Source organism: Paraburkholderia sp. EG286A (assembly GCF_040965375.1).
In the GTDB taxonomy this organism is placed as follows: Bacteria; Pseudomonadota; Gammaproteobacteria; order Burkholderiales; family Burkholderiaceae; genus Paraburkholderia.
Genome location: NZ_JBFRCB010000001.1, coordinates 128,819 through 154,238, shown reverse-complemented (window position 1 = coordinate 154,238; position 25,420 = coordinate 128,819). Strand labels below are relative to the sequence as shown.

Sequence of the window (25,420 nt, the reverse complement as noted above, 5' to 3'; positions counted from 1 at the left end):
ACGAAAGGAATGTGACAGTAAGGCTTTGTAGGGAAAATGTCGCCATTCTGTTGTGTGGATGCGACACACGGGTTGCAGCCGGGGAGAGCGGCGCCCGAAGCCCGCCGTTATTGGCTTTGCGGGCGATTTTCCTGTCAATTTGAAAGGCCGGGCTGCGGCAATCGGCCTTATAAAATTTTTTTCTAAGCTTTCTTCTATTTGCCGGGTTAATCGATCTTTTGAATCTGGCTTCAGGCTGAGTTTGATTTATCTCAAGGGCGCATTAACGGCCGATCAATGCGCGCTTTACATGGTTGATTGCCGTCGATTCATGGAAGTCAAAAATTAGTTACCCGAAATAATTGAAATCACGGGAAACGCTCATGTAAAAAGGCTCGCATCCGTGATGCGAGCCTTTTTACGGTATGGCGTTGCCGTTACAGCGAAAGAAGCGAGCCGCTGCGAATGGGTTTTTCGCCGGCAATGCGTGCGACTTCCATGCCGGCCGTGGCGAAGCGCGCGCTATGGCGTGCGTACATCACGCCGCTCACGCCCGCGTGCAGCGTCGTCACGGTGTCGGCGAGCGGGTCGATGACATCGGCAATGGCCGCGCCGCGTTCCACCCACGTGCCGCAATCCACGCGAAACACGAGCACGCCGCTGGCAGGCGCCACGATCGGCTCCGTACCCGCGAGCGGCGTGGCCGCATGGGCGAGCGGCGGCAGCGGCGCGGCCGTGCCTTCTATGATGCCGCGCCCGATCAGATAGTCGACGATGGCCTGGGCGTCGTGCTCGGCGAGCTCGTGCGAGACGTCGCGCTGGCCGCGCAGCTCGACCGTCACCGAAATCGAGCCGTACGGAATGGGGAAGCGCGTGCCGAAGTGCTCGCGCAGCTCCGACCAGCAGAAGCTGTGAATCTCGTCGAACGGATTGCCGATCGAGTTGAGCGCGAGGAGCGACGCCTTGGCGTCGAGATAGCGCGCAAGCGGCTCGACTTCGGGCCACAGTTCGGGGTTCGTGTAGATGTGCATGGCGGCTTCCCAGTCGCAATGCAGGTCCAGCACGATGTCGGCGTCGTACGAAAGGCGCTGGAGCGCGAGGCGCATCGAATCGAGTTCGGTTTTCGGCTTCTGCGCGGCCAGCGCTTCGCCCATGGCCGCGCGGATCGCGGTGCGGTTCGCGGCTTCGTCGGCCCCGAGGCGCGCTTCGATGCTGGGCAGCACGAGTGCGGTGAGCTCGTGGAAATTGCGGTTGAAGTTCTGCGCCGTGTTCGATTCGAAGCGGCCGATCATATGCCCGAGCCAGTGCTGATTCAGGCCCACGGGGTTGGGCACCGGCACGATCACGATCTCGCCGCGCAGGCGGCCCGCAGCTTCCAGGTCCGCGAGCTTGCGGCGCAGCGCCCACGAGACGAGCATGCCCGGCAATTCGTCGGCGTGCAGCGAGGACTGGATATAGACCTTGGGACCGCCGGCTTTGCCGTAGTGGAAACTGGCAAGTTCCCGCGCGGTACCGAGGGCGGGCGCGATCAACGGGTGGTTTCGGGTTTGCATGATGGGTGCGCGAGGCGCGGCGGCCCGCAAAAGGTGTTGGAGTGAACGATGGCCCCGTTAGCACACGCAGGGGCCGTAGACCGATCTTAGCCGATTCGACGCGCTGCCGGAACCAGCGCGCCCGCGCGCATCTGCGGCATCGTCATGAAAATACGGAATCCGAAATAAAATTCCGGAAAAGAAAAAGCCCGGACGGTAAGCCCGGGCTTCGCGCGCCGTGATACAGCGCCGGCGCGATGCGGTGCTTAGCCGCCGTACACGTCGAAGTCGAAGTATTTGGCTTCGATCTTCTTGTACGTGCCGTCCTTGATCATGTCGGCGATAGCCTTGTCGATCTTGCCCTTCAGGTCGGCGTCTTCCTTGCGCAGGCCGATGGCGGCGGCGCCCGTCGGGATTTCCTTGCCGGCGAACTGGAAGCCAGCGCCGCGCGGCGTCTTCAGGAAGCCCAGATCCGCTTGCACTTCATCCTGCAGCGCGGCGTCCAGACGGCCCGAGATCAGGTCGGCGTAGACCTGGTCCTGGTTCTGGTAAGGAACGACGTTCACGCCCTTCGGTGCCCAGTTTTCCTTCGCGTAGGTTTCCTGGATCGTGCCTTGCTCGACGCCAACCGACTTGCCCTTGAGCGAGTCCGCCGTCGGGGCGAGGCTCGAGCCCTTCTTGGCGACGAGGCGCGTCGGCGTGTTGAACAGCTTCGCCGAGAAGGCGATCTGCTGCTCGCGCTGCGGGGTGATCGTCATCGACGAGAGCACGCCGTCGAACTTCTTGGCCTTCAGGCCCGGGATCATGCCGTCGAAGTCTTGCTCGACCCACACGCACTTGGCGTTCAGGCGCTTGCAGATTTCGTTGCCGAGGTCGATGTCGAAGCCGACCAGCTTGCCATCGGGTGCTTTGGATTCGAACGGTGCGTAGCTGGCGTCAACGCCGAAACGCACGGTGGACCAGTCCTTCGCATGGGCGACGCCGGCCGAGACGGCGAGCACGGCAACCGTGAGGGTGGCAAGCAGTTTCTTCACTATGGGTACTCCTCGAGATGGTTCAGGGCGCGCCGCGTGCGGTTGTGCCGCCATGGCGCATTTCCCGGCGCGGCTCGCGCCGGATTATTGTTGGACCCGCCAGCCTGCGGCCAGCGAAGCGCGCGCAAGCTTACCAGGTCAAAATTGCTGCGTCGCTAGTGTAATACCGGATAGCGGGAAAGGGTGCCGGTAAGTGTACGCCCGTGCGCTTGTACGATTTAACGCGAAGCCTTGTCGGGCAAGGCGTGCAGGCCAATGGGGAGAGGCCGCTGCGAGGGGCTTGGGATGCGCTGCGCGATGCTCTGCCGCAACAGTCGGAAGAATGCGATGCCGCGCGCTCGCGGCATCGTCAGTAGTCTGAAGGGTGATTGAAATTGAATCGACGGCGCGCCGTTGGCTTTCGGCTCAAATGGGGCCGGGCGGCGCGCCGTTTTTTGTTGCGATGCAGCAGTCACATCGGCTGCACCGCGTCGATGACGTCAGACCACGCGCACGCCCGCGCGCCACGTCGCGCGCGGCACGGGCAGCGAATCGAGCATCGTCACCCGCACGAAGTCCGCGCGCAGGCCCGGCTCGATCGCGCCGCGGTCGTGCAGGCCCGACTTGCTGGCGGGTTCCCACGAGACCGTGGCGACCGCGCGCGGCAGCGTCCAGTCGGCCTTGGTCACGAGGTCGAACGCGGCGGTCAGGAGGCTCGACGGCACGTAGTCGGACGAGAGGATGTCGAGCAAACCGGCCTGTGCCAGTTCCAGCGCCGAGACGTTGCCCGAGTGCGAGCCCCCGCGCACCACGTTCGGCGCGCCCATGATCGTCGCGATGCCGCGCTTTCTCGCCTCCTCGGCGGCCACGCGCGTGGTCGGGAATTCGGCGAGCACGATGCCTTCGGCGGCGGCCTGCTCGACGTGCTCCACGAGCGTGTCGTCGTGGCTCGCAAGCGGGATGTTGCGCGCGCGGCAACGCTGCACGATTTCGAGGCGGTGCGCGTCAGCGTAGCGTTCCTGCTCGGTGGCCATTTCGGCGAGCATGGTGTTGGTCTGCTCGTCGGTCCACTTGCCGTGGCGCTCCTGAAATTTGCGCCATTGCTCGCGGTCGTGCCACTGGCGCTGGCCCGGCGTGTGGTCCATCACCGAGGCGAGGCGCAGCAGCGGGTGGTCGCTCAACGTGTCGAACAGCTCGATCACGTCTTCGGTGGCGATTTCGCAGCGCAAGTGCAGGAAGTGCTCGGCGCGCAGCAGGTTGCGCTCGGAAAAGCGCGTGAGCGCCCTGGCGCTCGCGAGCTGCACGTCGCGGCCGCGCACGCCCACGGCGAGGCGCGTGCCGATGGCCAGCGCGTCGAATACCGTGGTGATGCCGGCAGCGGCGATCTGCGCGTCGTGAATGACGAATGCGGCGTCGGTGTTCCAGTGCACGCCGGGGCGCGGCGCGAGATGCTTTTCCAGGTTGTCGGTGTGCAGTTCGACGAGACCGGGCAGCAGGAAGTCGCCTTCCCAGTCTTCGGCTTCGGGCGCGGCGGTCGAGCCGCGCGAGATGTCGCGGATCTTGCCGTCTGCCACGCTTAGCGTGCCGGTGAAAACGTCGTCTCGCGTCACGATGCGAGCGTTCTTGATCAACATCGTCAGGCTCCGTATCAGATATCGGTTTGCGCCGTTCAGGCGGGTTTAGGCTGCGGCGCCGAGCGGCGCTTGCGCGCGCGGCGCGCTGAGTTCGAGTACGCGGGTGGCGACGCGCTCGCGCGTGTCCTCGTCGTGGAATACGCCGACGATCGCTGCGCCGCGCTCGCGCGCCTCGCCAATCAGGCTCGCGACGACTTCGCGGTTTTCCGCGTCGAGCGAGGCCGTGGGTTCGTCCAGCAACAGCACGCGGTGCTGCGCGATCAGGCCCCGCGCGATGTTCACGCGCTGCTGCTCGCCGCCAGAAAACGTGGCGGGTGCGAGCGGCCAGAGGCGCTGCGGCACGTTCAGGCGTGCCAGCAGCGTTTGCGCGCGCTCGCGTGCCTCGTCTTCCTCCACGCCGCGCGAAACGAGCGGCGCGGCCACGATGTCGAGCGCGCTCACGCGCGGGATCACGCGCAGAAACTGGCTCACGTAGCCCACCACGTTGCGGCGCAGGCGCAGGATGTCGTGAGGCGCCGCACCCGTGATCTCCAGATGTTCGAGCGGCGCGCCCTCGTCGCGGATCGCAATCGAGCCGCCGCTGGCGAGATAGTTGCCGTACAGGCAGCGCAGGAAAGTGCTCTTGCCCGCGCCCGAGGGCCCGACCAGCACGATGCATTCGCCGCGCTCCACGTCGAGCGAAACGCCCGCGAGCGCTTCGATGCCGATGCCGCCCTGGCCGTGCAGCGTGAAGGTCTTGCGCACGTCTTCGGCGCGCAGCATGAGCGCCGGTCTTTCGAGGAACGCGCGCGTGCCCGCTGATGAGTTCAGAGTCATGTCTTTCATCCTAGACCGGCAGCACGGATGCCACCAGCGTCTGCGTATAGGGGTGTTGCGGGTCGTCCAGCACCTGGTCGGTCAGGCCCGATTCGACCACCGTGCCGCCTTGCATGACCATCAAACGGTGCGCGAGCAGGCGCGCCACGCCGATGTCGTGCGTGACGATCAGTACCGAAAGATGCAGGTTGGTCGTGAGCGTGCGCAGCAAGTCGAGCAGGCGCGCCTGCACGGACACGTCGAGACCCGCCGTGGGCTCGTCCATGAACACGAGGCGCGGGCCCGTGACGAGATTGCGCGCGATTTGCAGGCGCTGTTGCATGCCGCCCGAAAACGCCGAGGGCAATTCGTCGATGCGCATGGCGTCCAGCTCCACGCGCTGCATCCACTGCTGCGCCGTGCTGCGGATTTGCCCGTAGTGGCGCGCACCGACGGCCATCAGCGGCTCGCCGATATTGGCGCCGGCCGAGACGCCCGCACGCAGCCCGTCGCGCGGATTCTGCTGCACGAAGCCCCATTCGGTGCGCGCGAGCAGGCGCCGGCGCGGCTCGGAAAGCGTGCGCAGGTCGAGCGTTTCGCCGTTCGCGCTCGTGTAGTGCAGCGCGCCCGAGTCGGACTCGGTGCGCAGCGCGAGCGTGTTGAGCAGCGTGGTCTTGCCCGAGCCCGATTCGCCGACGATGCACAGCACCTCGCCGGGATACAGGTCGAAGCTCACGTCGCGGCAGCCGTTGCGGCCGCCATACTGCTTCGTGAGCGATCTTGCGCTTAACAGCGGCGTCATGCGTTCTCTCCTGCTTCATTCGTTGCGTGCGCATCGACATGTTCGCGCCGGTCGTGGCAGTAGTCGCTGTCCGAGCAGACGAACATGCGTTTGCCTGCGTCGTCGACGATCATCTCGTCGAGGAAGCTCTCGCGCGAGCCGCACAGGGCGCACGCGTGCTCCCAGCGCTGCACTTCGAACGGATGGTCGTCGAAGTCGAGGCTCTTCACCGGCGTGTACGGCGGAATCGCGTAGATGCGACGCTCGCGGCCCGCGCCGAACAGCTGCAGCGCGGCGTTCATATGCAGCTTGGGGTTGTCAAACTTCGGAATCGGCGAGGGCGACGTGAGATAACGGCCGTTCACCGTCACCGGGTAGTCGTACGTCGTGGCGATGCTGCCGTGCTGCACGATGTCCTCATAAAGCTTCACGCTGATGAGGCCATAGTCGGCCAGCGCATGCAGCTTCTTGCATTCGGCCACGCGCGGCTCGAGCCGGAACAGCGGCTCGGGCATCGGCACCTGGTACACGAGGATCTGCTTGTCCGTGAGCGGCGTTTCGGGAATGCGGTGCCGCGTCTGGACGATCGACGCCTCGCTCGTGCGGCGCGTGGTGGCCACACCCGTGGTGCGCGCGAAGAAGCGGCGGATGTTCACGGCGTTCGTGGTGTCGTCCGAGCCCTGGTCGATCACCTTGAGCGTGTCCTTCGCGCCGATGATCGCCGCCGTCACCTGGATGCCGCCCGTGCCCCAGCCATACGGCAGCGGCATTTCGCGCGAGGCGAACGGCACCTGGTAGCCCGGCACGGCGACGGCCTTGAGGAGGGCGCGGCGGAGCATGCGCTTGGTCTGCTCGTCGAGGTAGGCGAAGTTGTAGCCCGAGACGGCCTGCGTTTCGTGCGACGCGACTTCGGCTGCGGTGGATTGCAAGGTATCGGGCGCGTTCATGCGGCCTCCCTGTTTTGCGCGTCGGCATCGGCATCGGCGCTGGTGCCGTTTTCGTGCTGCGCGCGCAGCTTGCGCACGAGTTCCAGCTCGGCCTGGAAGTCCACGTAGTGCGGCAGCTTAAGGTGTTGTACGAAGCCCGAAGCTTCCACGTTGTCGCTGTGCGAGAGCATGAATTCGATGTCCTGAGTCGGCGAGGCGATCGTCTCGCCCAGCTCCTCGGCGCGCAGCGCGCGATCCACCAGCGCCATCGCCATGGCCTTGCGTTCCGCGTGGCCAAACGCGAGACCGTAGCCTTGCGTGAATTGCGGCGGCACGTCTTTCGCGCCCGCGAACTGGTTGATCATCTGGCACTCGGTCAAGTCGATCTCGCCGATTTCCACGGCTTCATCGAGTTCGTCCAGCATCATTTCTACGCACACCGAACCAAAGCGGATCTCGCCCGCGAACGGGTGCGAATGCGCGTAGCCGCGCTGCGTCGCATAGCCCATCGCGAGCAGGAAGCCCTCGTCGCCGCGTGCGAGATTCTGCAGGCGCACAGTGCGGTCGGCGGGGAACGCTAGCGGTTCGCGCGAGAGGTCGCCGGGCTCGCGCGCCTGCGGCGAGCGCGTTTCCTGCTCGATCAGGCCTTCCTTGTCGAGCAGGGAGACCACGCGCGGCATCGCTTCTTCAGGCGGGGTTGCTCGCGGCGCCTGGGGCGCGGCGCTCGCGGCATCGTCGCCTTCGGCGAGCAGCGCGAAGTCGAGCAGACGCTGCGTGTAATCGTAGGTCGCGCCGAGCACCTGGCCGCCGGGCACGTCCTTGAAGGTCGCGGAAATGCGGCGCTCCACCACCATGTTTTCCGTTTCGACCGGCTGCGTGTAACCAAAACGCGGCAGCGTGGTGCGATACGCGCGCAGCAGAAAGATCGCTTCGACGAGATCGCCGGCGGCCTGCTTGATCGCGAGCGCGGCAAGTTCTTCGTCGTAGACCGAACCTTCGGCCATCACACGCGCCACGGCCAGACGCATCTGTTCGCGGATCTGCGTGACGCTCAGCTCGGGCACGCGCGTATCGCCGCGGCGCGCCTCATCGAGCAGACGCCACGACGCTTCGATCGCGCGCTCTCCACCTTTGACGGCGACGTACATCAGTGCATCTCCACGAGAGTGGTGCGCGGCAGGCCCATCAGGCGGTCGCCGCACACGAGATAGAAGTCGATGCCGCACGGAAAGTGCGGCGCGAGGGCGGCGCGTTCGCGCCAGAAGCGCTCGGGCAGGCCGACGGGCGCGATGCTGCAGGTCGTTTCGATGCCGGGGCCGCGCAGCGTGAGCGGTGCGCCGCCGGCGAGCGAATCGACACGCACGAACACCGTGGCCGACTGCTCCGGCGACTCGGGCGTGCCGCTCGCGAAGGCGTCGAGTGGCGGCAGGGCGGCGGCGTCGTGCACATAGGCGAACGCGGCTTCGCGCGCTTGCTGTGCAAGCGGCGCGCCTGCGTGAAAGCGCAGCGCGGCTGCGAGTGCGGCGTCGACTTGAGCGAGCCACACCGGTGTGGCGTAGTCTGCGAGTGCGAGCAGCGACGCGAAGGCGGCGAGGCCGGCGCGCGCGGGGGACGCATCCGCCGACGTGGCCGCCGGCAGCGGCGTTTCGATCACGCCGATCGTGCCGGGGCGCGCGAGCGCGTCGAGCAGCGTGCGGAACACCGTCTGCGTGTCGTGAACCGGATCGCCGAAGCCCGGCGCGAGCGCCGCGAGCAGATCGGGCGTCATGGCATTGCGTTGGTCGCTCATGCGTCACCTCGAACCATCGTGAAGAACTCGACCCGCGTGCTGGCGGCGTCGGCGCGGCGCGCGTCGCGTTGTGCGGCGAGACGCGCGGCGAGCGGCTCGATCAGGCTGGCATGCAACTGATCGTGGCGCGCGGGGAGCTGCAGCAGCGCGTCGGCGAGCGCGGCCAGCTCGGCGCGGCGCTTGTCGCGGCCCAGATGGCAGGCCACGCCGACCGGGCCCGGCTGGCCGGCATCGCCGCCTTCGGTGCGTTCAGTGCTTGAGGCGCGCAGGCGCAGCGTGGCGCGCGTGACGGTGGCTTCGCCCAGATTGAAGGCGTCGCCGGTGCCGCCAATGCGCCCGCGTACCATGGCCAGTCCGGTTTGTGGCGGACGCAGCCAGTCGAAGGCGGGCTCGGGCGCACCGGCGAGCGCGGCGCTCAGCGCCGCTTCAAGCTCGGCGCGCGGGGTATGCGCGAGAACGGCCATCCATGCGCGCCGGCTCGCCGGTGCGGAGGATGGGGTGGAGGAAGCGTTCATCGGAGTTCCTGTGTCGTGAACGGGGGAGAACGGACATGGCAACTGCGCCTTTCGAACAGCCTTGTCTGGACCTCGATTGAACCATCTATTCATCTAAACGTCTAGACGTTTAGTGGTACAGTCGTCCAGTTCGGACGCAATGAAGGTTTTCATATTTCCATCACGCCCTGCGCACTACAATGCACAAAACGCTATTGGAACCGAGAGGAATGACAGCACCATGACATCGAACGACGAGGCGCCGTCCAGTCTGCTTGAGCGCGGCGCGGGTGTGGCGGTGTGGCGGCAGATCGAGCAGATCCTTGCGGCCGAGATCGCCGCGAAGGGCTTCGGCGAAGACGGCCGGCTGCCTAGCGAAGGCGAGCTTGCGCGCCGCTTCGACGTGAACCGCCACACGGTGCGGCGCGCGATGCTGGGTCTCGCGGCGTTGGGGCTCGTGAGCGTGGAGCAGGGGCGCGGCACCTTCGTGCAGCCCGGCGCGATCGACTACACCATCGGCAAGCGCACGCGTTTTACCGAGAACCTGAAGCGCCATCAGCATTCTGCGGCGGGCAAGCTGCTGTCGTCCTCGCGTGGCAAGGCCGACCCCACGGTCGCCAAGGCCCTGGGCCTGCGCGCGGGCGCGCTCGTCTACCGGCTCGAAACGCTGCACGAGTCGGACGGCGTGCCGCTCACTTACGCGCGCAGCTGGTATCCCGCCGCGCGCTTCGCCGATTTGCCCGTGGTCATGGAGCGCGTCGACAGCACCTCGAAGGCGCTCGCCGAATTCGGCGTGACCGACTATCTGCGCAAGTGGAGCCGGATCGGCAGCGTGCTGCCCGAGGCCGAGGTGGCGCGGCGCCTGAACATCAACCGGCAGCAGCCGGTGCTGTGGGTGGAAAACGTCGACGTCGACCTTGATGGCGTGCCGATCAAGTACGGCATCACGCACTTCGCCGCCGACCGCGTGCAGCTGATGGTGGAGCACGACATATGAGCGTGCTGCACGAAGACTGGAACGAAGCCACGCGCTTCGCGCTTTACTATGCGCCGCCGCGCGAGTCGGCGTGGTGGCGGGCGGGCTGCGCGTGGCTTGGCCGCGATCCGGAGACGGGCGACACCCTCGCACCGCCGCCGTGGCTCGCGGGCTTGACGCAGCCGCTGGAAACGCTCACGGTCGCGCCACGCCGCTACGGCTGGCACGGCACCCTCGTGCCGCCGTTCCGTCTCGCGCCGGGCGTGACGCCGGCCGCGCTGCTGGCCGCCGCGCAGCAGTGGGCGCAGGGGCAGGCGCGCTTCGAAGCCAGTGTCGAAGCAGCGCTGCTCGGCCGCTTCGTTGCGCTGCGCCCCGCCGACGATGCCGCTGAAACCGCGCTGCGCGAGCTGGCCGCCAACGCTTTGCGCGCGCTCGGCTCGCTGCGCGCCCCGCAAACGCCCGCCGAACTCGCGAAGCGCCTCGACGCGCCGCTCACGCAGCGTCAGCGCGCTTATGTCGAAACATGGGGCTATCCGTACGTGTTCGAAGAATTCCGCTTTCACATGACGCTATCCGATTCGCTGAACGACGCGCAAACGTGCGCGCAACTCGTCGATGCCTGGAACAGGCAGATGCACGATGCCAACCCGCTGCCGGTGGACGGCGCGGCGCTCTTCGTCGAGCCCGGGCCGGGCGCGCCATTCGCGCTGTGGCGCCGCTTGCCGTTCGCGGGGGCTCGCGCATGAAGGGCGGCCTGATCTACGTAATGGGGCCTTCGGGCGCGGGCAAGGACACGCTGCTGCGCTACGCGCGCGAGCGCCTGTCCGGCGAAGACGTCGTCTTCGCGCATCGCTACATCACGCGCGAAGACAGCGGCGGCGAGAACCACATCGCGCTCACCGAGGCCGAATTCGAGGCGCGTTCGCAGCGCGGCCTGTTCGCGTTGCAATGGCGCAGCCACGCGCTGCGCTACGGCGTGGGCGTGGAGGTCGACCAATGGATGGCGCTTGGCTGCACCGTCGTGGTGAACGGTTCGCGCGCCTACGCGGGCGAAGCGTTCGAGCGCTACCCGCGCATGACGCTCGTGCACATCGAAGCCGCGCAGCACGTCCTCGCCGCGCGCCTCGCTTCCCGGGCGCGCGAAACGCCCGAGCAGGTCGCGTTGCGTCTCGCGCGGCGCGCGCCGTTCGAGGTACCGTCGGGCGCCGCGTTCGCGCGCATCGACAACTCGGGGCATCTGGAGGAGGCGGGCGGAGCGTTCGTCAAGCTCGTGCTGCAGGTGGCGGCCGGATAGTCTCGGCGCCGTCCTCGAGCACCGCTTAACAGCCGCTTGAGGGCTCGAATGGGCCGGGGGATTTTTGGTTGGGTGCGGGTGCCATGAGAAGATGCAGGCGACCCGAGAACTCAACGAGAATGCCCTTGGACCGTTTCCAGGAGATGCAGATTTTTACGCGCATCGTCGACCGCCGCAGCTTCACGCAGGCGGCCGAGGATCTGAACCTGCCGCGCGCGACGGTCACCAACTCGATCAAGCGTCTCGAAGCGCGCCTCGGCGTGCGCCTGCTCGAACGCACCACCCGCCAGGTCAAGCCGACGCTCGACGGTGACGCCTACTACCAGCGCTGCATGCGTCTGCTCGCCGACCTCGAGGAAACCGAGGAGGCGTTTCGCGATACCGATCCGCAGGGGCGCTTGCGCGTGAACATGCAGGGCACGCTCACGCAGTATTTCGTGATGCCGCGCCTGCCCGACTTTCTCGCGCGCTATCCGCGCGTCGAGCTCTTCATCGGCTCCGGCGACCACTTCGTCGATCTCGTGCGCGAGGGCGTGGACTGCGTGCTGCGCGCGGGCGAGCTGGCCGACTCTTCGATGATCGCGCGGCGCGTGGCGCTGCTCGAGCAGGTGACCTGCGCGAGCCCCGCGTATCTCGAACGGCATGGCGACCCGGGGTCGATCGAGGCACTCGCCGGCACGCACGCGGACAATCCGGGCCGGCCCCGCCATCGTGCCGTGAATTATGTTTCGCCGGCCACGGGCCGCGCCCTCCCGCTCGAATTTACGACCTCTGACGGCATCGCCCGCGTGACGCTGCCGGGTCCGGTGGCCGTCAACGGCGCCGAACTCTATGCGGCGGGCGCGCTGGCGGGGCTCGGCATCGTGCAGGTGCCGCGCTATCGCGTGCGCGAACTGCTCGCCAACGGCGAACTGTGCGTCGTGCTGCCCGCGCATCCGCCGCCGCCCTTGCCGGTCTCGGTGCTGTATCCGCAGAACCGCCAGTTGTCGCTGCGCGTGCGCGCTTTCGCCGACTGGCTCGTACAGGTGTTTGCCGAGGTTGCCTGAAACGGTTCGAGCACGCCGGGGCGGTTCGCCCGGTCGCGCCCGCTTGCGGTCAGTTGCCCCTTTACGTGCGCCGAGCGACCATGCCGGACACACGCGCCGCGGCTTGCTGAAGCGGATCGAGGAAGGTCTTCACCATCTGCTTCGCCGAGGTGCGCTGCGCGTTGCCGCTGATGTTCATCGCGGCGATCACGCGGCCCTGCCGGTTGCGGATCGGCGCGGAGATCGAGATGAGGCCGCCTTCCAGTTCCTGATCGACGATGGCCCAGCCCTGCTGGCGCACCTGGGCGATGATCTTCTTGAGTTCGCCGACGTCGGTGACCGTGCGCCCCGTATGCGCATAGAGCGGCGAGGAGCCGAGCGTTTCGTCGAGCGCGGCGTCGTCGAGCGAGGCGAGCAGCACGCGCCCCATCGAGGTGCAGTAGGCGGGCAGGCGGCTGCCGATCGAGAGGTTGATCGTCATGATCTTGTGCGTGGGCACGCGCAGCACATAGACGATCTCGGTGCGGTCGAGCACGGCCGCCGAGCAGCTCTCGTGCACTTCCTGCGACAGCTCTTCCATGACCGGTTCGGCGAGATTCCAGAACGGCATCGACGTGAGGTACGCGAAGCCCAGGTCGAGAATGCGCGGGGTGAGGCGGAAGAGTCGTCCCTCGGCTTCGACGTAGCCGAGCGTCTGCAGCGTGAGCAGAATGCGGCGCGCCCCGGCGCGCGTGAGGCCCGTGGCAGCGGCGACGTCGGTGAGGGTCTGCTCGGGATGCTCGGCGTTGAACGCGCGGATCACCGAAAGCCCGCGCGCGAACGACTGCACATAGGAGTCGCCCGGTTTTTCGGGAATCTCCTGCTGGTCGGCGGAGCGGTCTGGCGAGGCACTGGAAGCAGAATTCATGGGCGTGGCGTTCGGTCTTGCTGCGGCGCTTGAAGAACCTATCAAGATAACCCAAGCGATCGGTTTCGCCAACAAGCGGCGAAGGCGGCGAGGGCGAGGCGGGCGCAAACTTTCGCGGCAGGGCGCCCGCGTCGACATCGATAGTGCCGCGTGGCATGACATGCGTCAAATGCGCGCGCCAGATCATTCGACATTCAGTTATTTGATTCTAGTCAATTCATTGTGGCCAAAAATGATTGACGTGTGAATTGACTATTAAAAAGCCGAATATCGACGGGGCCCGAATTTAGAAAGAAATAAAAGTGATGTCGAAATTCGAATAAATTGGCGCATTTTTCGACCATTCTTCGATTGTGCCGCGCGCGTATCTTCGCGCCCTGTCTTCGCGTGCACGCGCGCTGTCCATCACGCCGAAACCTTCACATAGTAAGTGATTGCTCGGTGAAAGCTATTGGAAAGATATTTGCGGCTTTCCGTCGCGCTCGCCTGGGCGAGCTTTGTCCCGCTGGCTAATCCTTAGCAAAGATCAAATTTTGAGATTGGTGCATTCCGTAGAATCGCGCTGAATACGATACGGGTGCATTTTGCGTGGCGAATTTGCGATGCAAATGTGTTGGGTGTTACGCGTTTTGGTGGACAACGGAAGAACAGGCAAACATGAAAGACAGAAAAGCCTTTAAAAGGTGGTTAATCCCCCTCGGCAGCGGGTTGCTCGTTTCTCTTGCGGGGTGCAGCGGCAATTTTGCCGTGCTGGACCCGAAGGGCAGCGTGGGCGCGGCCGAGAAGTCGCTCATCCTCACGGCCACATGGGCCATGCTGCTGGTCGTGGTGCCCGTCATCATCCTGACGCTCCTGTTCGCGTGGCGCTACCGCGCCTCGAACCGCAACGCGACCTACGCGCCGAAGTGGGCCCACTCCACGGCGATCGAAGTGGTGGTCTGGGCCATTCCGGCCGCGATCATCCTGTTCCTCGCCATCCTCACGTGGCGCACCTCGCACGAGCTCGACCCCTACAAGCCGCTGGAGTCGAGCGTGAAGCCCATCAACGTCGAGGTCGTCGCGCTCGACTGGAAGTGGCTCTTCATCTACCCCGATCTCGGCATTGCCTCGGTGAACCAGCTCGCCGTGCCGGTGGGCACGCCGGTCAACTTCCGCATCACGTCGGACTCGGTGATGAACTCGTTCTTCATCCCGCAGCTGGGCACCCAGGTCTACGCCATGGCGGGCATGCAAACGCGTCTGCACCTGATCGCCGACGAAGCGGGCGATTTCGACGGTCTCTCGTCCAACTACAGCGGCAAGGGTTTCTCGGACATGAAGTTCCGCACGCTCGCCACGAGCCAGCAGGACTTCGACGCGTGGGTGCAGAAGGTGAAGACGTCGTCCACCCAGCTTTCGATGGACGAGTACGCAACGGTCGCGAAGCCGCAGGAGAAGGCGCCGGTGCAGTACTTCTCGACCGTCGACCCGAAGCTCTTCAATAACATCATCGCGAAGTACAACAACGGGCACGTCACGAATTTCGACCCGTCCTGCGTGACCAAGGGGTAAGCAGCATGTTCGGAAAACTCACATTAGAGGCGATCCCGTTCGATCAGCCCATCATCATGGGCGCGGCGGCGTTCATGGCGCTGATCGTCGTCGGCGTGCTCGGTCTCGTCACCGTGACCGGCAAGTGGAAGTACATCTGGACCGAGTGGCTCACGAGCGTGGACCACAAACGCATCGGCGTGATGTACATGATCGTGGCGGTGCTCATGCTCGTGCGCGGCTTCGCCGACGCAGTCATGATGCGTATCCAGCAGGCCATGGCGTTCGATTCGCCCGGCTATCTGCCGCCGCATCACTTCGACCAGATCTTCACGGCGCACGGCGTCATCATGATCTTCTTCATGGCGATGGCGCTCATGGTCGGTTTCTTCAACCTCGTCGTGCCCCTGCAGATCGGCGCGCGCGACGTGGCGTTCCCGTTCCTGAACTCGCTCTCGTTCTGGATGACGGCGATCAGCGCGATCCTCATCAACCTCTCGCTCGTGATCGGCGAGTTCGCGAAGGTGGGCTGGCTCGCGTATCCGCCGCTCTCTGAACTGCAGTTCAGTCCAGACGTGGGGGTGGACTACTACATCTGGTCGGTTCAGCTCTCCGGTGTCGGCACCTTGATCACGGCCGTGAACTTCTTCGTCACGATCATCAAGATGCGCGCGCCCGGCATGACGCTCATGAAGATGCCCGTGTTCACGTGGACGGCGCTGTGCTCGAACGTGCTCATCATGGCCACGTTCCCGATCCTGACGATCGCGGTCGCGCTGCTCGGCCTCGACCGCTACGTCGGCACGCACTTCTTCACGAACGAGCTTGGCGGCAACGCCATGCTGTATCTCAACCTGATCTGGGCGTGGGGCCACCCGGAGGTGTACATCCTCGTGCTGCCTGCGTTCGGCATCTATTCGGAAGTGATGGCCACGTTCTGCAAGAAGCCGCTGTTCGGCTACAAGACGATGGTCTACGCCTCGTGCGCGATCATGGTGCTGGCGTTTCTCGTGTGGGCGCACCACTTCTTCACGATGGGCGCGGGCGCCGACGTCAACGCGTTCTTCGGTATCGCGACGATGATCATCGCCATTCCCACCGGCGTGAAGATCTTCAACTGGCTGTTCACGATGTATCGCGGCCGCGTGCACTTCACCGCCCCCGTGCTCTGGACCGTCGGCTTCATGGTGACGTTCTCGATCGCCGGCATGACGGGCGTGATGCTCGCGATTCCGGGCGCGGACTTCGTGCTCCACAACTCGCTCTTCCTGATCGCTCACTTCCACAACGCGATTATCGGCGGCGTGGTGTTCGGCTACCTCGCCGGCCTGCAGTACTGGTTCCCGAAGGTGTTCGGCCTGAAGCCCAGCGAAAAGCTCGGCAAGGCGTCGTTCTGGTGCTGGTTCGTCGGCTTCTACGTGGCCTTCGTGCCGCTCTACGTGCTCGGCTTCATGGGCGCCACGCGTCGTACCAACCACTACGACGTGCCCGAATGGCATCCGTACTTCGTCGTCGCCGCCATTGGCTCTGCGATCATCGCGCTCGGCATCGTGTTCCAGGTCCTCTTGTGGGTCATGGCCTTCGTGAACCGCAACAAGGCCGCATGCAAGGACGTGACCGGCGATCCGTGGGACGGCCGCACGCTCGAATGGGCAACGTCGTCGCCGCCGGCGGTCTATAACTTCGCGGTCATTCCGCATGTGGACGACATCGACGCTTTCGCGCACATGAAGGAAACGGGCCGCGCTCCGGGCCTCGCCGCGAAATACAGTGACATCCACATGCCGTCGAACACGTCGGCCGGCCTCTTCATCGGCGTGTTCAGCCTCGTGCTGGGTTTCGCGGCCGTGTGGCACATCACGTGGCTGGCGGTGCTCGGGTTCATTGGCGTCGTGCTGACGGTGATCCTCAAGAGCTTCGGCAACAACGACGGTTATTACATTCCGGCCGCGAAGGTCCGCGAGATCGAAGAAAGCCGCTTTGGCACCGGCGCTGCCGTGGCCAAGCGCGACCTGGTCGCCGAGGAGGCAGTCTGATGTTACAGAAAACCAATGCGGCAACCCTTGCCGAACTCGATCACCACGATCACCCGCAGTCGCACTCGGTATTCGGCTTCTGGGTCTACCTGATGACCGACTGCCTGCTGTTCGCGGCGCTGTTCGCCACGTTCGGCGTGCTGAGCCAGCAGTTCGCGGGCGGCCCCACGGGCAAGGACCTGTTCGACATTCAGGGCGTGGCGCTCGAAACCGCCGTGCTGCTGCTTTCGAGCATCACGTACGGTTTCGCGATGCTCGGCGCGCACCAGCGCAAGAACGGCGTGGTGCTCGGCTGGCTCGCCGTCACCTTCATTCTGGGTGCGTCGTTCCTCGTGCTCGAACTGCGCGAGTTCTCGCACCTGATCGCCGAAGGCGCCGGCCCGCAGCGCAGCGCGTTCCTGTCGTCGTTCTTCACGCTGGTCGCCACGCACGGGCTGCACGTGTTCTTCGGCCTGCTGTGGATGCTCGTGATGATGATCCAGGTGGTGCGCACACGCGAACTGGGCGAGCAGGAAGTCCGCCGCCTCACGTGCCTGAGCCTCTTCTGGCACTTTCTCGACGTCGTGTGGATCTGCGTGTTTACTTTTGTCTATCTGGGGAGCGTGCTCTAAATGGCTCAAATTCATGCAGAGTCCCACGGCAGCCTCGGCAGCTATGTGGCGGGCTTCATTCTTTCGGTGCTGCTTACCGCGGGCGCATTCGGCGTCGTTCTGCACGGCACGCTCGATGCCACCACGGCCTTGATCGTGATCGCGGTGCTCGCTTTCGTGCAGGTAGTCGTGCACCTCGTGTTCTTCCTGCATCTGAACACGTCGCCGGGGCAGGGCTGGAACGTGCTGTCGCTCGCGTACACGGTGCTGGCCGCCGCGTTCCTGATCTTCGGCACGATCTGGGTCATGCACAACGTCGGCGCGCTCATGATGTCGCGTTAAGCGTTCGCCTCACCGGCTGGCGCCTCGCGCCTGCCTGAACTCGCGAAGCCGCACGGGCACCCGTCCTGTGCGGCTTTTTCGTTTTTGGAGCCAGGTCCGTGTGCTTGACACTCGTCCCAGGACGCGCCTATTATGGCCGTCAAATTGTTCGATTAACGATCATCGGTTCGACAGTCGAACAAATCGCACGAGGACGTGCGCGTTCGAGCTCCCATTTTCGCCCGCGCAGTCCGTCAATCTCAATCATCTTTGCATGGGATCGCATCAAGTGCCTGCGATCGAAAGGAGACTCACATGACGGAAGCATTCATTTGCGACGCGGTTCGCACGCCTATCGGCCGCTACGCGGGCGCCCTTTCCCAGGTTCGCGCCGACGACCTCGGCGCCGTGCCGCTCAAGGCGCTGATGGAGCGCAACAAGGACGTGGACTGGACGGCGATCGACGACGTCATCTACGGCTGCGCGAACCAGGCGGGCGAGGACAACCGTAACGTCGCGCGCATGTCGTCGCTGCTGGCGGGCTTGCCGCAGGGCGTGCCGGGTTCGACGGTGAACCGCCTGTGCGGCTCCGGCATGGACGCCGTGGGCATTGCCGCGCGCGCGCTCAAGTCGGGCGAAACCGGGCTGATGATTGCGGGCGGCGTGGAGAGCATGAGCCGCGCGCCGTTCGTCATGGGCAAGTCGGCGAGCGCCTTTGCTCGCGACGCAGCGATTTACGACACGACGATTGGCTGGCGCTTCGTCAATCCGCTGATGAAGCAGCAGTACGGCGTGGACTCGATGCCGGAAACGGGCGAAAACGTCGCCGTCGACTACAACGTGAGCCGCGCCGATCAGGATGCGTTCGCGGTTCGCAGCCAGCAGAAGGCGGCTCGTGCACAGGCGGATGGCACGCTCGCGCAGGAGATCGTCGCGGTGACGATTGCGCAGAAGAAGGGCGATCCGATTGTTTTCTCGCGCGACGAGCATCCGCGTGAGACGAGCCTCGAGGCGCTGGCCAAGCTCAAGGGCGTCGTGCGCCCGGATGGCTCGGTGACGGCTGGCAACGCTTCGGGCGTAAATGACGGCGCTTGCGCGCTGCTCCTCGCCAACGAGGAAAACGCGCAGCGCTTCGGGCTCGTGCCGCGTGCGCGCGTGCTCGGCATCGCGACGGCTGGCGTCGCGCCGCGCGTGATGGGTATCGGCCCCGCGCCGGCTACGCAGAAGCTCCTCGCGCGTCTGAACATGACCATCGACCAGTTCGATGTTATCGAGTTGAACGAAGCGTTTGCTTCGCAAGGGCTCGCCGTGCTGCGCATGCTCGGCGTTGCCGATGATGATCCTCGCGTCAACCCGAACGGCGGCGCGATTGCGCTTGGGCATCCGCTCGGCATGAGCGGCGCGCGGCTCGTGACGACCGCCACGTATCAGCTGCATCGCACGCAAGGGCGCTTTGCGCTTTGCACGATGTGTATCGGCGTGGGGCAGGGGATTGCGATCGCTATCGAGCGTGTCTGATATCTGGTCGCCCTGAATTGAAAAAGCCACGGATCGATTTGATCCGCGGCTTTTTTGTTTTGCTGCGCGCCCTCGTCTTCCCTTGTGGCGCACTCGTTCAGGTTGGGTCGCCTGCGTGCGGTTGCGACGGCAATGCCGAACGGTCTGCCGCCCGCGCAAGGCCCTTGTCGCGGTCGGCCGAGATGTGGCTGTTCGTTTCGCTCAAGCCCCTCTCGCTCATATGGCTCGCCGACCTGCCGTCCGCATGCAAACTGTGGCCGCGCGTGTGATGCCCCGCCCGGTCGCCCGCTCGGGCCAGCCCCCTGTCACGGTCCGCCGAAACGTGGCTGTTCGTGTTGCTGAATCCCACATGGCTCATATGGCCCAGCGACATCCCGCCCATGTGGCCAACATTCGAGTGTCCAACGCCGACGCCCGCACCCAGTGCGGCGCCATTGCCATTTCCGCCGCCGTTGCCGCCGCCGCTACCGCCACCATTGCCGCCGCCGTGCGCGTAAGCCGTAACCGATGCGCAAGCCAGCACGCAGGCCGCTGCTGCAATGATCGTTCGTGCTTTCCTCACTATCGTCTCCCCCAGGACTTTCGACGCGTCGATTGTATGAGCAGCGTCGATCGCCGGGTGTGCCCCATGTGTAATCGTCTGTAAGTGCTGTATCGAGTCTGTCCTGCAGATGCAGTTGGCAACGCCACGCATGGAACAAGCATTTCGCGCCTGGCAACAATTGCGCGATCTGTTTCAACACACAATCGCACAGGAATTTGCGCCTCAGCAAACCCCTCGGCAATCAGCCGTATTTGTTGGCGGTAACTTGACCCGCTTCCGGCCAGGTAGCGTCCGCGTTTTGAAAGCCGCGCGTAGAATCGGCCGCACTTCGGCGCCACACGCCGATGCAAATACGGCAATCAGTTCAAACCCGTTTGACGAGGAGAATGTGAATGACGAAAGCAGCGATTCTGGCGGCGGCATGGGTGGTGGGCGTTGGCCTTTCGCAGGGGGCGTTTGCGCAAAACGACGCGCCTGCTTCGGCGCCGCAGGGACAAACCGCGCTCACCAGCGCGGCGCAGGAAGTGATTGCCAACGCAGAGCCGGTGCATATCCACGCGAAGATCGTCGGCATCGATCGCGCTGCGCGCGTCGTCACGCTGCGGGGGCCGCGCGGCAATGATGTCGATATCGCGCTCAGCCCGCAGGTCAGCAACTTCGACCAGCTCAACGTGGGCGACACCGTCGACGTGCTCTACAAGAACGCGCTCCTCATGACGGCCGAAAAGGTAACGGGCAAGGACAAGGGTATTCGCAAGCGTGTGGATACCAACGTGTATCTGCCCGCGTCGTCGGGCTACGACGCCGCGCGCCAGGTCGAAGTCCAGGCCACGGTGCAGCATATCAACGCGAAGAAGCGCGAAGTGACGCTGCGCGGCGCGTATCAGACCGTCACGCTGCAAGCCACGCCCGATATCGACCTCAAGACCCTGAAAGTCGGCGACACGGTTCACGCCGTGTTCGTTTCCGCTTATGCGACGCAGGTGACACCGGTTGCCGCCACGCAGTAAGCGCGCAAAAAAAAGCCGGCGCATCGCGGCGCCGGCTTCTTGTTACGATCCGAACGGGCGCCTCAGAAGGTGCCCGTTTTTCGTCTGGTCGTTACATGCCCGCCATGCACATGTACTTGATCACCACGTAGTCGTCCACGCCGTAGTGCGAGCCTTCGCGGCCCAGGCCGGACTGCTTCACGCCGCCAAACGGCGCGACTTCGTTCGAGATCAGGCCGGTGTTGATGCCCACCATGCCATATTCGAGCGCTTCGGCCACGCGCCACACGCGGCCGATGTCGCGGCTGTAGAAGTAGGCGGCGAGGCCGAACTCGGTATCGTTCGCCATCCTGATCACATCTTCATCGGACGAGAAGCGGAACAGCGGCGCGAGCGGTCCGAAGGTTTCGTCGCGCGCGACCTTCATCGCGGGCGTGACGCCGGTGAGGATGGTCGGCTCGAAAAAGCCGTGGCCGAGCGCGTGGCGCTTGCCGCCCGTGGTCACCTGAGCGCCTTTGGCGAGCGCATCTTCGATATGCGATTCCACCTTCAGCACGGCCGCTTCGTTGATGAGCGGGCCTTGCGTCACGCCCGCTTCCGTGCCGAGGCCGACCTTGAGCTTTTCCACCGCGTCGCGCAGTTTGGCCGCGAACGCGTCGTACACGGCGTCGTGCACGTAGAAGCGGTTCGTGCACACGCAGGTCTGGCCGCTGTTGCGATACTTCGAGGCGATGGCGCCGGCGACGGCCGCATCGAGATCGGCGTCTTCGAAGACGATGAACGGCGCGTTGCCGCCCAGTTCCAGCGAGACCTTCTTGACCGTCGAGGCGCACTGGCTCATGAGCAGGCGGCCCACCGGCGTCGAACCCGTGAACGAGAGCTTGCGCACCGTGGGGTTGCTCGTGAGCTCGCCGCCAATCGCCTTCGGGTCGCCCGTCACGACGCTGAACACACCGCGCGGCACGCCCGCGCGCTCGGCCAGCACGGCCAGCGCGAGCGCCGAGAACGGCGTGGCTTCGGCGGGCTTGAGCACGATCGGGCAGCCAGCCGCGAGCGCGGGGCCGACCTTGCGCGTGATCATCGCGGCGGGGAAATTCCACGGCGTGATCGCGGCGCACACGCCCACGGGTTCCTTCGTCACGACGATGCGCTTGTCGTTGGCGGGCGTGGGGATCGTGTCGCCATAAATGCGCTTGCCTTCCTCCGCGAACCATTCGAGGAACGATGCGGCGTAGCCGATCTCCCCCTTCGCCTCGGCGAGCGGCTTGCCTTGTTCCGTGGTGAGGATGAGCGCCAGGTCGTCGGCGTTTTCCATCATCAGGTCGTGCCACTTGCGCAGGATGCTGCTCCGCTCCTTCGCGGTCTTCGCGCGCCAGGCGGGCCAGGCGGCGTTCGCGGCGGCGATCGCGCGGCGCGTTTCGGCGGCGCCCATGCGCGGCACCGTGCCGATCACCGCACCGGTGGCGGGGTTCTTCACTTCGAACGTAGCGCCGTCTTCGGCGCCTTGCCATTCGCCGTTGATAAAGGCGCTGGTTTGCAGCAGCGATGCGTCTTTCAGATTCATGCTTGCACTCCGGACTGACTTCGATTCATTTAGAACGACGAACGGCACAGCGGCAAGCGCCGGTGTGCCGTTTCGCGGATGGCCCGCTGCTCGCAGGCCAGCATGTGGTGGAGGCTTACGCCGGCACGCCCACGGCTTCCTTGACCGACTCTTCGAGGATCGCGAGCGCTTCGTCGAACACGGTGTCCTGGATCGTCAGCGGGAACAGGAAACGCACGACGTTCGAGTACACGCCGCACACGAGCAGCAGCAGGCCGCGGTTCAGGGCTGCCGTTTGCACGCGCTTCGTGAAGTCGGCGTCGGCTTCGTTCGTGCCCGGCTTGCAGAACTCAACCGCGTTCATCGCGCCGGGGCCGCGCACGTCGACGATTTGCGGCACGTCGGCCTTCATCGCATTGAGCCTGGCCTTGAGCTTGTCGCCGAGCTTCGTCGCGCGCTCGCAGAGCTTTTCTTCTTCGATGATCTCGATCACCGCGTGTGCCGACGCCACCGCCAGCGGGTTGCCCGCATACGTGCCGCCGAGACCGCCGGGCGCTGCCGCGTCCATGACTTCCGCGCGGCCCACCACGCCCGAGAGCGGCATGCCGCCCGCCAGGCTCTTGGCGATCGTCATGAGGTCCGGCGTCACGTCGTAGTGTTCCATCGCGAACAGCTTGCCGGTGCGTGCGAAGCCCGTTTGCACTTCGTCGGCGATCAGCAGGATGCCATGCGTGTCGCAGATCTTGCGCAGGCCGCGCACGAAATCGGCCGGCGCCTGGTAGAAGCCGCCTTCGCCCTGCACCGGTTCGAAGATGATCGCGGCGACGCGCTTCGGATCGATGTCGGCCTTGAACAGCATCTCGATGTGCTTGAGCGAGTCAGCCGTGCTGATGCCATGGACCGAGTTCGGGTATGGGGCGTGGTACACGTCGGCCGGGAACGGGCCGAACGCGAGCTTGTAGGGGGCGACCTTGCCCGTGAGCGCCATGCCCATCAGCGTGCGGCCGTGGAAGCCGCCCGCGAAGGCGATCACGCCCGGACGGCCCGTGTGGGCGCGAGCGATCTTGACAGCGTTTTCGACGGCTTCGGCGCCCGTCGTGAAGAAGGCGGCCTTCTTGGCGAAACTGCCCGGCGCGCGCTGGGCGACCTTTTCGGCCAACGAGACGTACGACTCGTACGGCACGATCTGGTAGGCCGTGTGCGTGAACTGGTCGAGCTGCGCCTTGATGGCGGCGACGATCTTCGGATGGCGGTGGCCCGTGTTGCACACGGCGATACCGGCGGCGAAGTCGATGAAGCGGCGGCCTTCCACGTCCCACAGCTCGGCGTTTTCGGCGCGCTCGGCGTAGAAGTCGCACATCACGCCCACGCCGCGCGGGGTAATGGCGTTCTTGCGGCTTTGCAGATCGGCGTTCTTGCTCACGTTCATCTCCTGTGGAATCGGTGTCAGTTCTGAAGTTGGTTGGCGGACCGGCAAGCAGTCCATGTCGCGACTATACTCACGTTTGGCTCTAAATTTCAGAGCCATTCAGTGTAATCTTTAGGAGCCAATTTCGATGCGTGCGAGTGTTCTGTCCGATTGGCTGGCGCAACGGCTCGACCGCGGCAGCGCCCAGCCGGTGTACCGGCAACTGCACAAGCTGCTGCAGCAGGCGATCCTGTCGCGCGAGCTGCCGGCCGGGGCGCGGGTGCCGTCGTCGCGGCTGCTGGCGGCCGAACTGGGGATTGCGCGCAATACCGTGACCCAGGTCTACGAACAATTGGTGCTCGAAGGCTATGTCACGTCGGCGACGGGGCGCGGCACCTTCGTGGCGGACACGTCACCCGACGAGATCGTCGGGGCGACGGAAATTGGCTCTATGCAAACGCGGAAAAATAGCCGCGAGTCAGGAGCCGTGCTGCCTGCGGAAAAGGTTGCAACTAACAGCCACCGCGCGGAGGGCGCGGAAACGCCTGCTGCGGGGGCACCCGCAGCCGCTGCGACAAGCGGACTGGAAGCCGCCACGCAGGCGCAGCGCCCCATAGCGCGCGCACTCTCGGCACGCGGCACGCGCCTGATTACCAGCGCGGGCGTATCGAAGCGCCAGGGCGGCGCGTTCATGCCCGGCGTGCCCGATGTCTCCCGCTTCCCCGCGCGCGTATGGACCCGTCTGCACAACAAGTACTGGCGCAGCCTGCGCCCGGACCTGCTGACCTACGCGCCCGGCGGCGGTCTCGCGCTGCTGCGCCACGTGCTGGCCGACTATCTGCGCACCTCTCGTTCGGTGCGCTGCTCGCCGGAGCAGATCATCATCACGACGGGCATTCATCAGTCCATCGACCTGGCCGTGCGTCTGCTCTCCGACCCCGGCGACACCATCTGGACCGAAGACCCGTGCTACTGGGGCGTGCGCAGCGTGCTGCACGTCTCGGGCCTCAATACGCGGCCGATCGCCGTGGACAGCGAAGGGCTCAATCCGTCGGCCGGCGACTTCGCCGCGCCGCCGCCGCGGCTCATGCTCGTCACGCCTTCGCACCAGTACCCGCTCGGCATGGTGATGAGTCTCGCGCGCCGGCGCATGTTGCTCGAGTACGCGCGCCAGCATCAGTGCTGGATCATCGAGGACGACTACGACAGCGAGTTCCGTTACGGCAGCCGTCCGCTCGCGTCATTGCAGGGGCTCGATACGGCAGGGCAGGTGATCTACGTGGGCAGCTTCGGCAAGACGCTGTTTCCGGGTTTGCGCGTGGGTTATCTCGTCGCGCCGGAGGCGCTGGCGGAAAGCTTCGCGACCGCGAGCGCCGAGCTGTATCGCGAGGGGCAATTGCTGCAGCAGGCCGTGCTCGCGGAGTTCATCGCCGAAGGGCACTTCACCTCGCATATCCGCAAGATGCGTGCGCTCTACGGCCAGCGCCGCCAGGTGCTGCTGGACGCCGTTGCGCGCCGCTACGGCGACGCGTTGCCCGCGATGGGCGGCGACGCTGGCCTGCACGTCGTGATGCAGTTGCCCGAGGGCAGCGACGACCGCGCCGTGGCCGAAGCCGCGCTCGCGCGCAATATCGTGGTGCGGCCGCTTTCGGGGTATTACTCGTCGCGCGGGAGCGCGAACCCGGGCTTGCTGATCGGCTATGCCTGCGTGCCCGACGAGGAGATCGCACCGGCGTTCGACACGCTTGCCGAGGCGATCGATACGACCTTACCCGCATTCGTGTGAGCGAAGCCGT

At 65.3% G+C, this 25,420-nt stretch carries 25 protein-coding genes; 12 read left to right on the top strand and 13 right to left on the bottom strand.

Annotated features, from left to right (window positions below; genetic code table 11):
* Window positions 1-416: 416 nt before the first annotated feature.
* The 9 genes from AB4Y35_RS00735 to phnG form a co-directional block, all read right to left on the bottom strand.
* Complete coding sequence (locus tag AB4Y35_RS00735) at window positions 417-1,532, bottom strand: succinylglutamate desuccinylase/aspartoacylase family protein (protein WP_368702972.1); 1,116 nt, start codon at window positions 1,530-1,532, stop codon at window positions 417-419.
* Between the two features lie 245 nt (window positions 1,533-1,777).
* Window positions 1,778-2,545: an ABC transporter substrate-binding protein gene (locus AB4Y35_RS00730; RefSeq protein ID WP_321926099.1), complete on the bottom strand. Its 768-nt coding sequence runs from the start codon at window positions 2,543-2,545 to the stop codon at window positions 1,778-1,780.
* Window positions 2,546-3,024: 479 nt separating this feature from the next.
* Complete coding sequence (locus AB4Y35_RS00725) at window positions 3,025-4,158, bottom strand: alpha-D-ribose 1-methylphosphonate 5-triphosphate diphosphatase (RefSeq protein WP_368702971.1); 1,134 nt, start codon at window positions 4,156-4,158, stop codon at window positions 3,025-3,027.
* Window positions 4,159-4,203: 45 nt separating this feature from the next.
* Complete coding sequence (phnL, locus tag AB4Y35_RS00720; protein WP_368702970.1) at window positions 4,204-4,974, bottom strand: phosphonate C-P lyase system protein PhnL; 771 nt, start codon at window positions 4,972-4,974, stop codon at window positions 4,204-4,206.
* Window positions 4,975-4,984: 10 nt separating this feature from the next.
* Window positions 4,985-5,755: a phosphonate C-P lyase system protein PhnK gene (phnK, locus tag AB4Y35_RS00715; protein ID WP_342919031.1), complete on the bottom strand. Its 771-nt coding sequence runs from the start codon at window positions 5,753-5,755 to the stop codon at window positions 4,985-4,987.
* Window positions 5,752-6,681 carry an alpha-D-ribose 1-methylphosphonate 5-phosphate C-P-lyase PhnJ gene (locus AB4Y35_RS00710; protein ID WP_368702969.1) on the bottom strand — a complete coding sequence of 310 codons (930 nt, stop codon included), beginning with the start codon at window positions 6,679-6,681 and terminating at the stop codon, window positions 5,752-5,754. The genes phnK and AB4Y35_RS00710 overlap by 4 nt, the downstream gene beginning before the upstream one ends.
* Entirely contained in the window at window positions 6,678-7,808 is a 1,131-nt protein-coding gene (locus AB4Y35_RS00705) for a carbon-phosphorus lyase complex subunit PhnI (RefSeq protein WP_368702968.1), read from the bottom strand. The genes AB4Y35_RS00710 and AB4Y35_RS00705 overlap by 4 nt, the downstream gene beginning before the upstream one ends.
* The gene (gene phnH, locus AB4Y35_RS00700) at window positions 7,808-8,449 is read right to left on the bottom strand and encodes a phosphonate C-P lyase system protein PhnH (protein WP_368702967.1); all 642 of its coding nucleotides are present in this window, start codon (window positions 8,447-8,449) and stop codon (window positions 7,808-7,810) included. Before phnH ends, AB4Y35_RS00705 begins: the two co-directional genes overlap by 1 nt.
* Window positions 8,446-8,964 carry a phosphonate C-P lyase system protein PhnG gene (gene phnG / locus AB4Y35_RS00695; protein ID WP_368702966.1) on the bottom strand — a complete coding sequence of 173 codons (519 nt, stop codon included), beginning with the start codon at window positions 8,962-8,964 and terminating at the stop codon, window positions 8,446-8,448. The genes phnH and phnG overlap by 4 nt, the downstream gene beginning before the upstream one ends.
* Window positions 8,965-9,184: 220 nt before the next feature.
* Between phnG and phnF the strand changes: the two genes are divergently transcribed.
* From phnF to AB4Y35_RS00675, 4 genes are all read left to right on the top strand, one after another.
* The gene (gene phnF, locus AB4Y35_RS00690; protein ID WP_368688594.1) at window positions 9,185-9,940 is read left to right on the top strand and encodes a phosphonate metabolism transcriptional regulator PhnF; all 756 of its coding nucleotides are present in this window, start codon (window positions 9,185-9,187) and stop codon (window positions 9,938-9,940) included.
* Window positions 9,937-10,665 (top strand): DUF1045 domain-containing protein, encoded by a 729-nt coding sequence (locus AB4Y35_RS00685; protein WP_368702965.1) that lies wholly within the window; start codon window positions 9,937-9,939, stop codon window positions 10,663-10,665. The genes phnF and AB4Y35_RS00685 overlap by 4 nt, the downstream gene beginning before the upstream one ends.
* Entirely contained in the window at window positions 10,662-11,213 is a 552-nt protein-coding gene (phnN, locus tag AB4Y35_RS00680; RefSeq protein ID WP_368702964.1) for a phosphonate metabolism protein/1,5-bisphosphokinase (PRPP-forming) PhnN, read from the top strand. Before AB4Y35_RS00685 ends, phnN begins: the two co-directional genes overlap by 4 nt.
* 125 nt (window positions 11,214-11,338) lie before the next feature.
* The gene (locus AB4Y35_RS00675; RefSeq protein WP_368702963.1) at window positions 11,339-12,259 is read left to right on the top strand and encodes a LysR substrate-binding domain-containing protein; all 921 of its coding nucleotides are present in this window, start codon (window positions 11,339-11,341) and stop codon (window positions 12,257-12,259) included.
* Between the two features lie 61 nt (window positions 12,260-12,320).
* Here AB4Y35_RS00675 and AB4Y35_RS00670 read toward each other — a convergent pair whose 3' ends face one another.
* The gene (locus AB4Y35_RS00670; RefSeq protein WP_254353659.1) at window positions 12,321-13,145 is read right to left on the bottom strand and encodes an IclR family transcriptional regulator; all 825 of its coding nucleotides are present in this window, start codon (window positions 13,143-13,145) and stop codon (window positions 12,321-12,323) included.
* Here AB4Y35_RS00670 and AB4Y35_RS00665 point away from each other — a divergent pair.
* The 6 genes from AB4Y35_RS00665 (at window position 13,144) to pcaF (ending at window position 19,140) form a co-directional block, all read left to right on the top strand.
* Entirely contained in the window at window positions 13,144-13,392 is a 249-nt protein-coding gene (locus AB4Y35_RS00665; RefSeq protein ID WP_368702962.1) for a hypothetical protein, read from the top strand. The genes AB4Y35_RS00670 and AB4Y35_RS00665 overlap by 2 nt on opposite strands.
* Window positions 13,393-13,802: 410 nt before the next feature.
* The gene (cyoA, locus tag AB4Y35_RS00660) at window positions 13,803-14,696 is read left to right on the top strand and encodes a ubiquinol oxidase subunit II (RefSeq protein ID WP_035512391.1); all 894 of its coding nucleotides are present in this window, start codon (window positions 13,803-13,805) and stop codon (window positions 14,694-14,696) included.
* Between the two features lie 5 nt (window positions 14,697-14,701).
* On the top strand, window positions 14,702-16,711 hold the full coding sequence (cyoB, locus tag AB4Y35_RS00655; RefSeq protein ID WP_368688589.1) for a cytochrome o ubiquinol oxidase subunit I: 2,010 nt from the start codon (window positions 14,702-14,704) through the stop codon (window positions 16,709-16,711).
* Window positions 16,711-17,322 (top strand): cytochrome o ubiquinol oxidase subunit III, encoded by a 612-nt coding sequence (cyoC, locus tag AB4Y35_RS00650; protein WP_368688588.1) that lies wholly within the window; start codon window positions 16,711-16,713, stop codon window positions 17,320-17,322. Before cyoB ends, cyoC begins: the two co-directional genes overlap by 1 nt.
* On the top strand, window positions 17,323-17,643 hold the full coding sequence (gene cyoD / locus AB4Y35_RS00645; RefSeq protein ID WP_368702961.1) for a cytochrome o ubiquinol oxidase subunit IV: 321 nt from the start codon (window positions 17,323-17,325) through the stop codon (window positions 17,641-17,643).
* A 294-nt stretch (window positions 17,644-17,937) separates the two neighbouring features.
* On the top strand, window positions 17,938-19,140 hold the full coding sequence (gene pcaF, locus AB4Y35_RS00640; RefSeq protein WP_368702960.1) for a 3-oxoadipyl-CoA thiolase: 1,203 nt from the start codon (window positions 17,938-17,940) through the stop codon (window positions 19,138-19,140).
* 97 nt (window positions 19,141-19,237) lie between these two features.
* Here pcaF and AB4Y35_RS00635 read toward each other — a convergent pair whose 3' ends face one another.
* Entirely contained in the window at window positions 19,238-19,702 is a 465-nt protein-coding gene (locus AB4Y35_RS00635; RefSeq protein WP_368702959.1) for a hypothetical protein, read from the bottom strand.
* Window positions 19,703-20,076: 374 nt separating this feature from the next.
* On the opposite strand from AB4Y35_RS00635, the gene AB4Y35_RS00630 reads away from it, so the two are divergent.
* The gene (locus AB4Y35_RS00630; RefSeq protein ID WP_368688584.1) at window positions 20,077-20,694 is read left to right on the top strand and encodes a hypothetical protein; all 618 of its coding nucleotides are present in this window, start codon (window positions 20,077-20,079) and stop codon (window positions 20,692-20,694) included.
* Between the two features lie 91 nt (window positions 20,695-20,785).
* On the opposite strand, the gene gabD is transcribed toward AB4Y35_RS00630, so the two are convergent.
* Both gabD and gabT read right to left on the bottom strand, forming a co-directional pair.
* The gene (gene gabD / locus AB4Y35_RS00625) at window positions 20,786-22,237 is read right to left on the bottom strand and encodes an NADP-dependent succinate-semialdehyde dehydrogenase (protein WP_368702958.1); all 1,452 of its coding nucleotides are present in this window, start codon (window positions 22,235-22,237) and stop codon (window positions 20,786-20,788) included.
* Window positions 22,238-22,352: 115 nt separating this feature from the next.
* Complete coding sequence (gene gabT / locus AB4Y35_RS00620; protein ID WP_368702957.1) at window positions 22,353-23,645, bottom strand: 4-aminobutyrate--2-oxoglutarate transaminase; 1,293 nt, start codon at window positions 23,643-23,645, stop codon at window positions 22,353-22,355.
* A 127-nt stretch (window positions 23,646-23,772) separates the two neighbouring features.
* On the opposite strand from gabT, the gene AB4Y35_RS00615 reads away from it, so the two are divergent.
* A complete protein-coding gene (locus AB4Y35_RS00615) occupies window positions 23,773-25,410 on the top strand; it encodes a PLP-dependent aminotransferase family protein (protein WP_368702956.1) in 1,638 nt (545 codons plus the stop codon).
* Window positions 25,411-25,420: the final 10 nt, after the last annotated feature.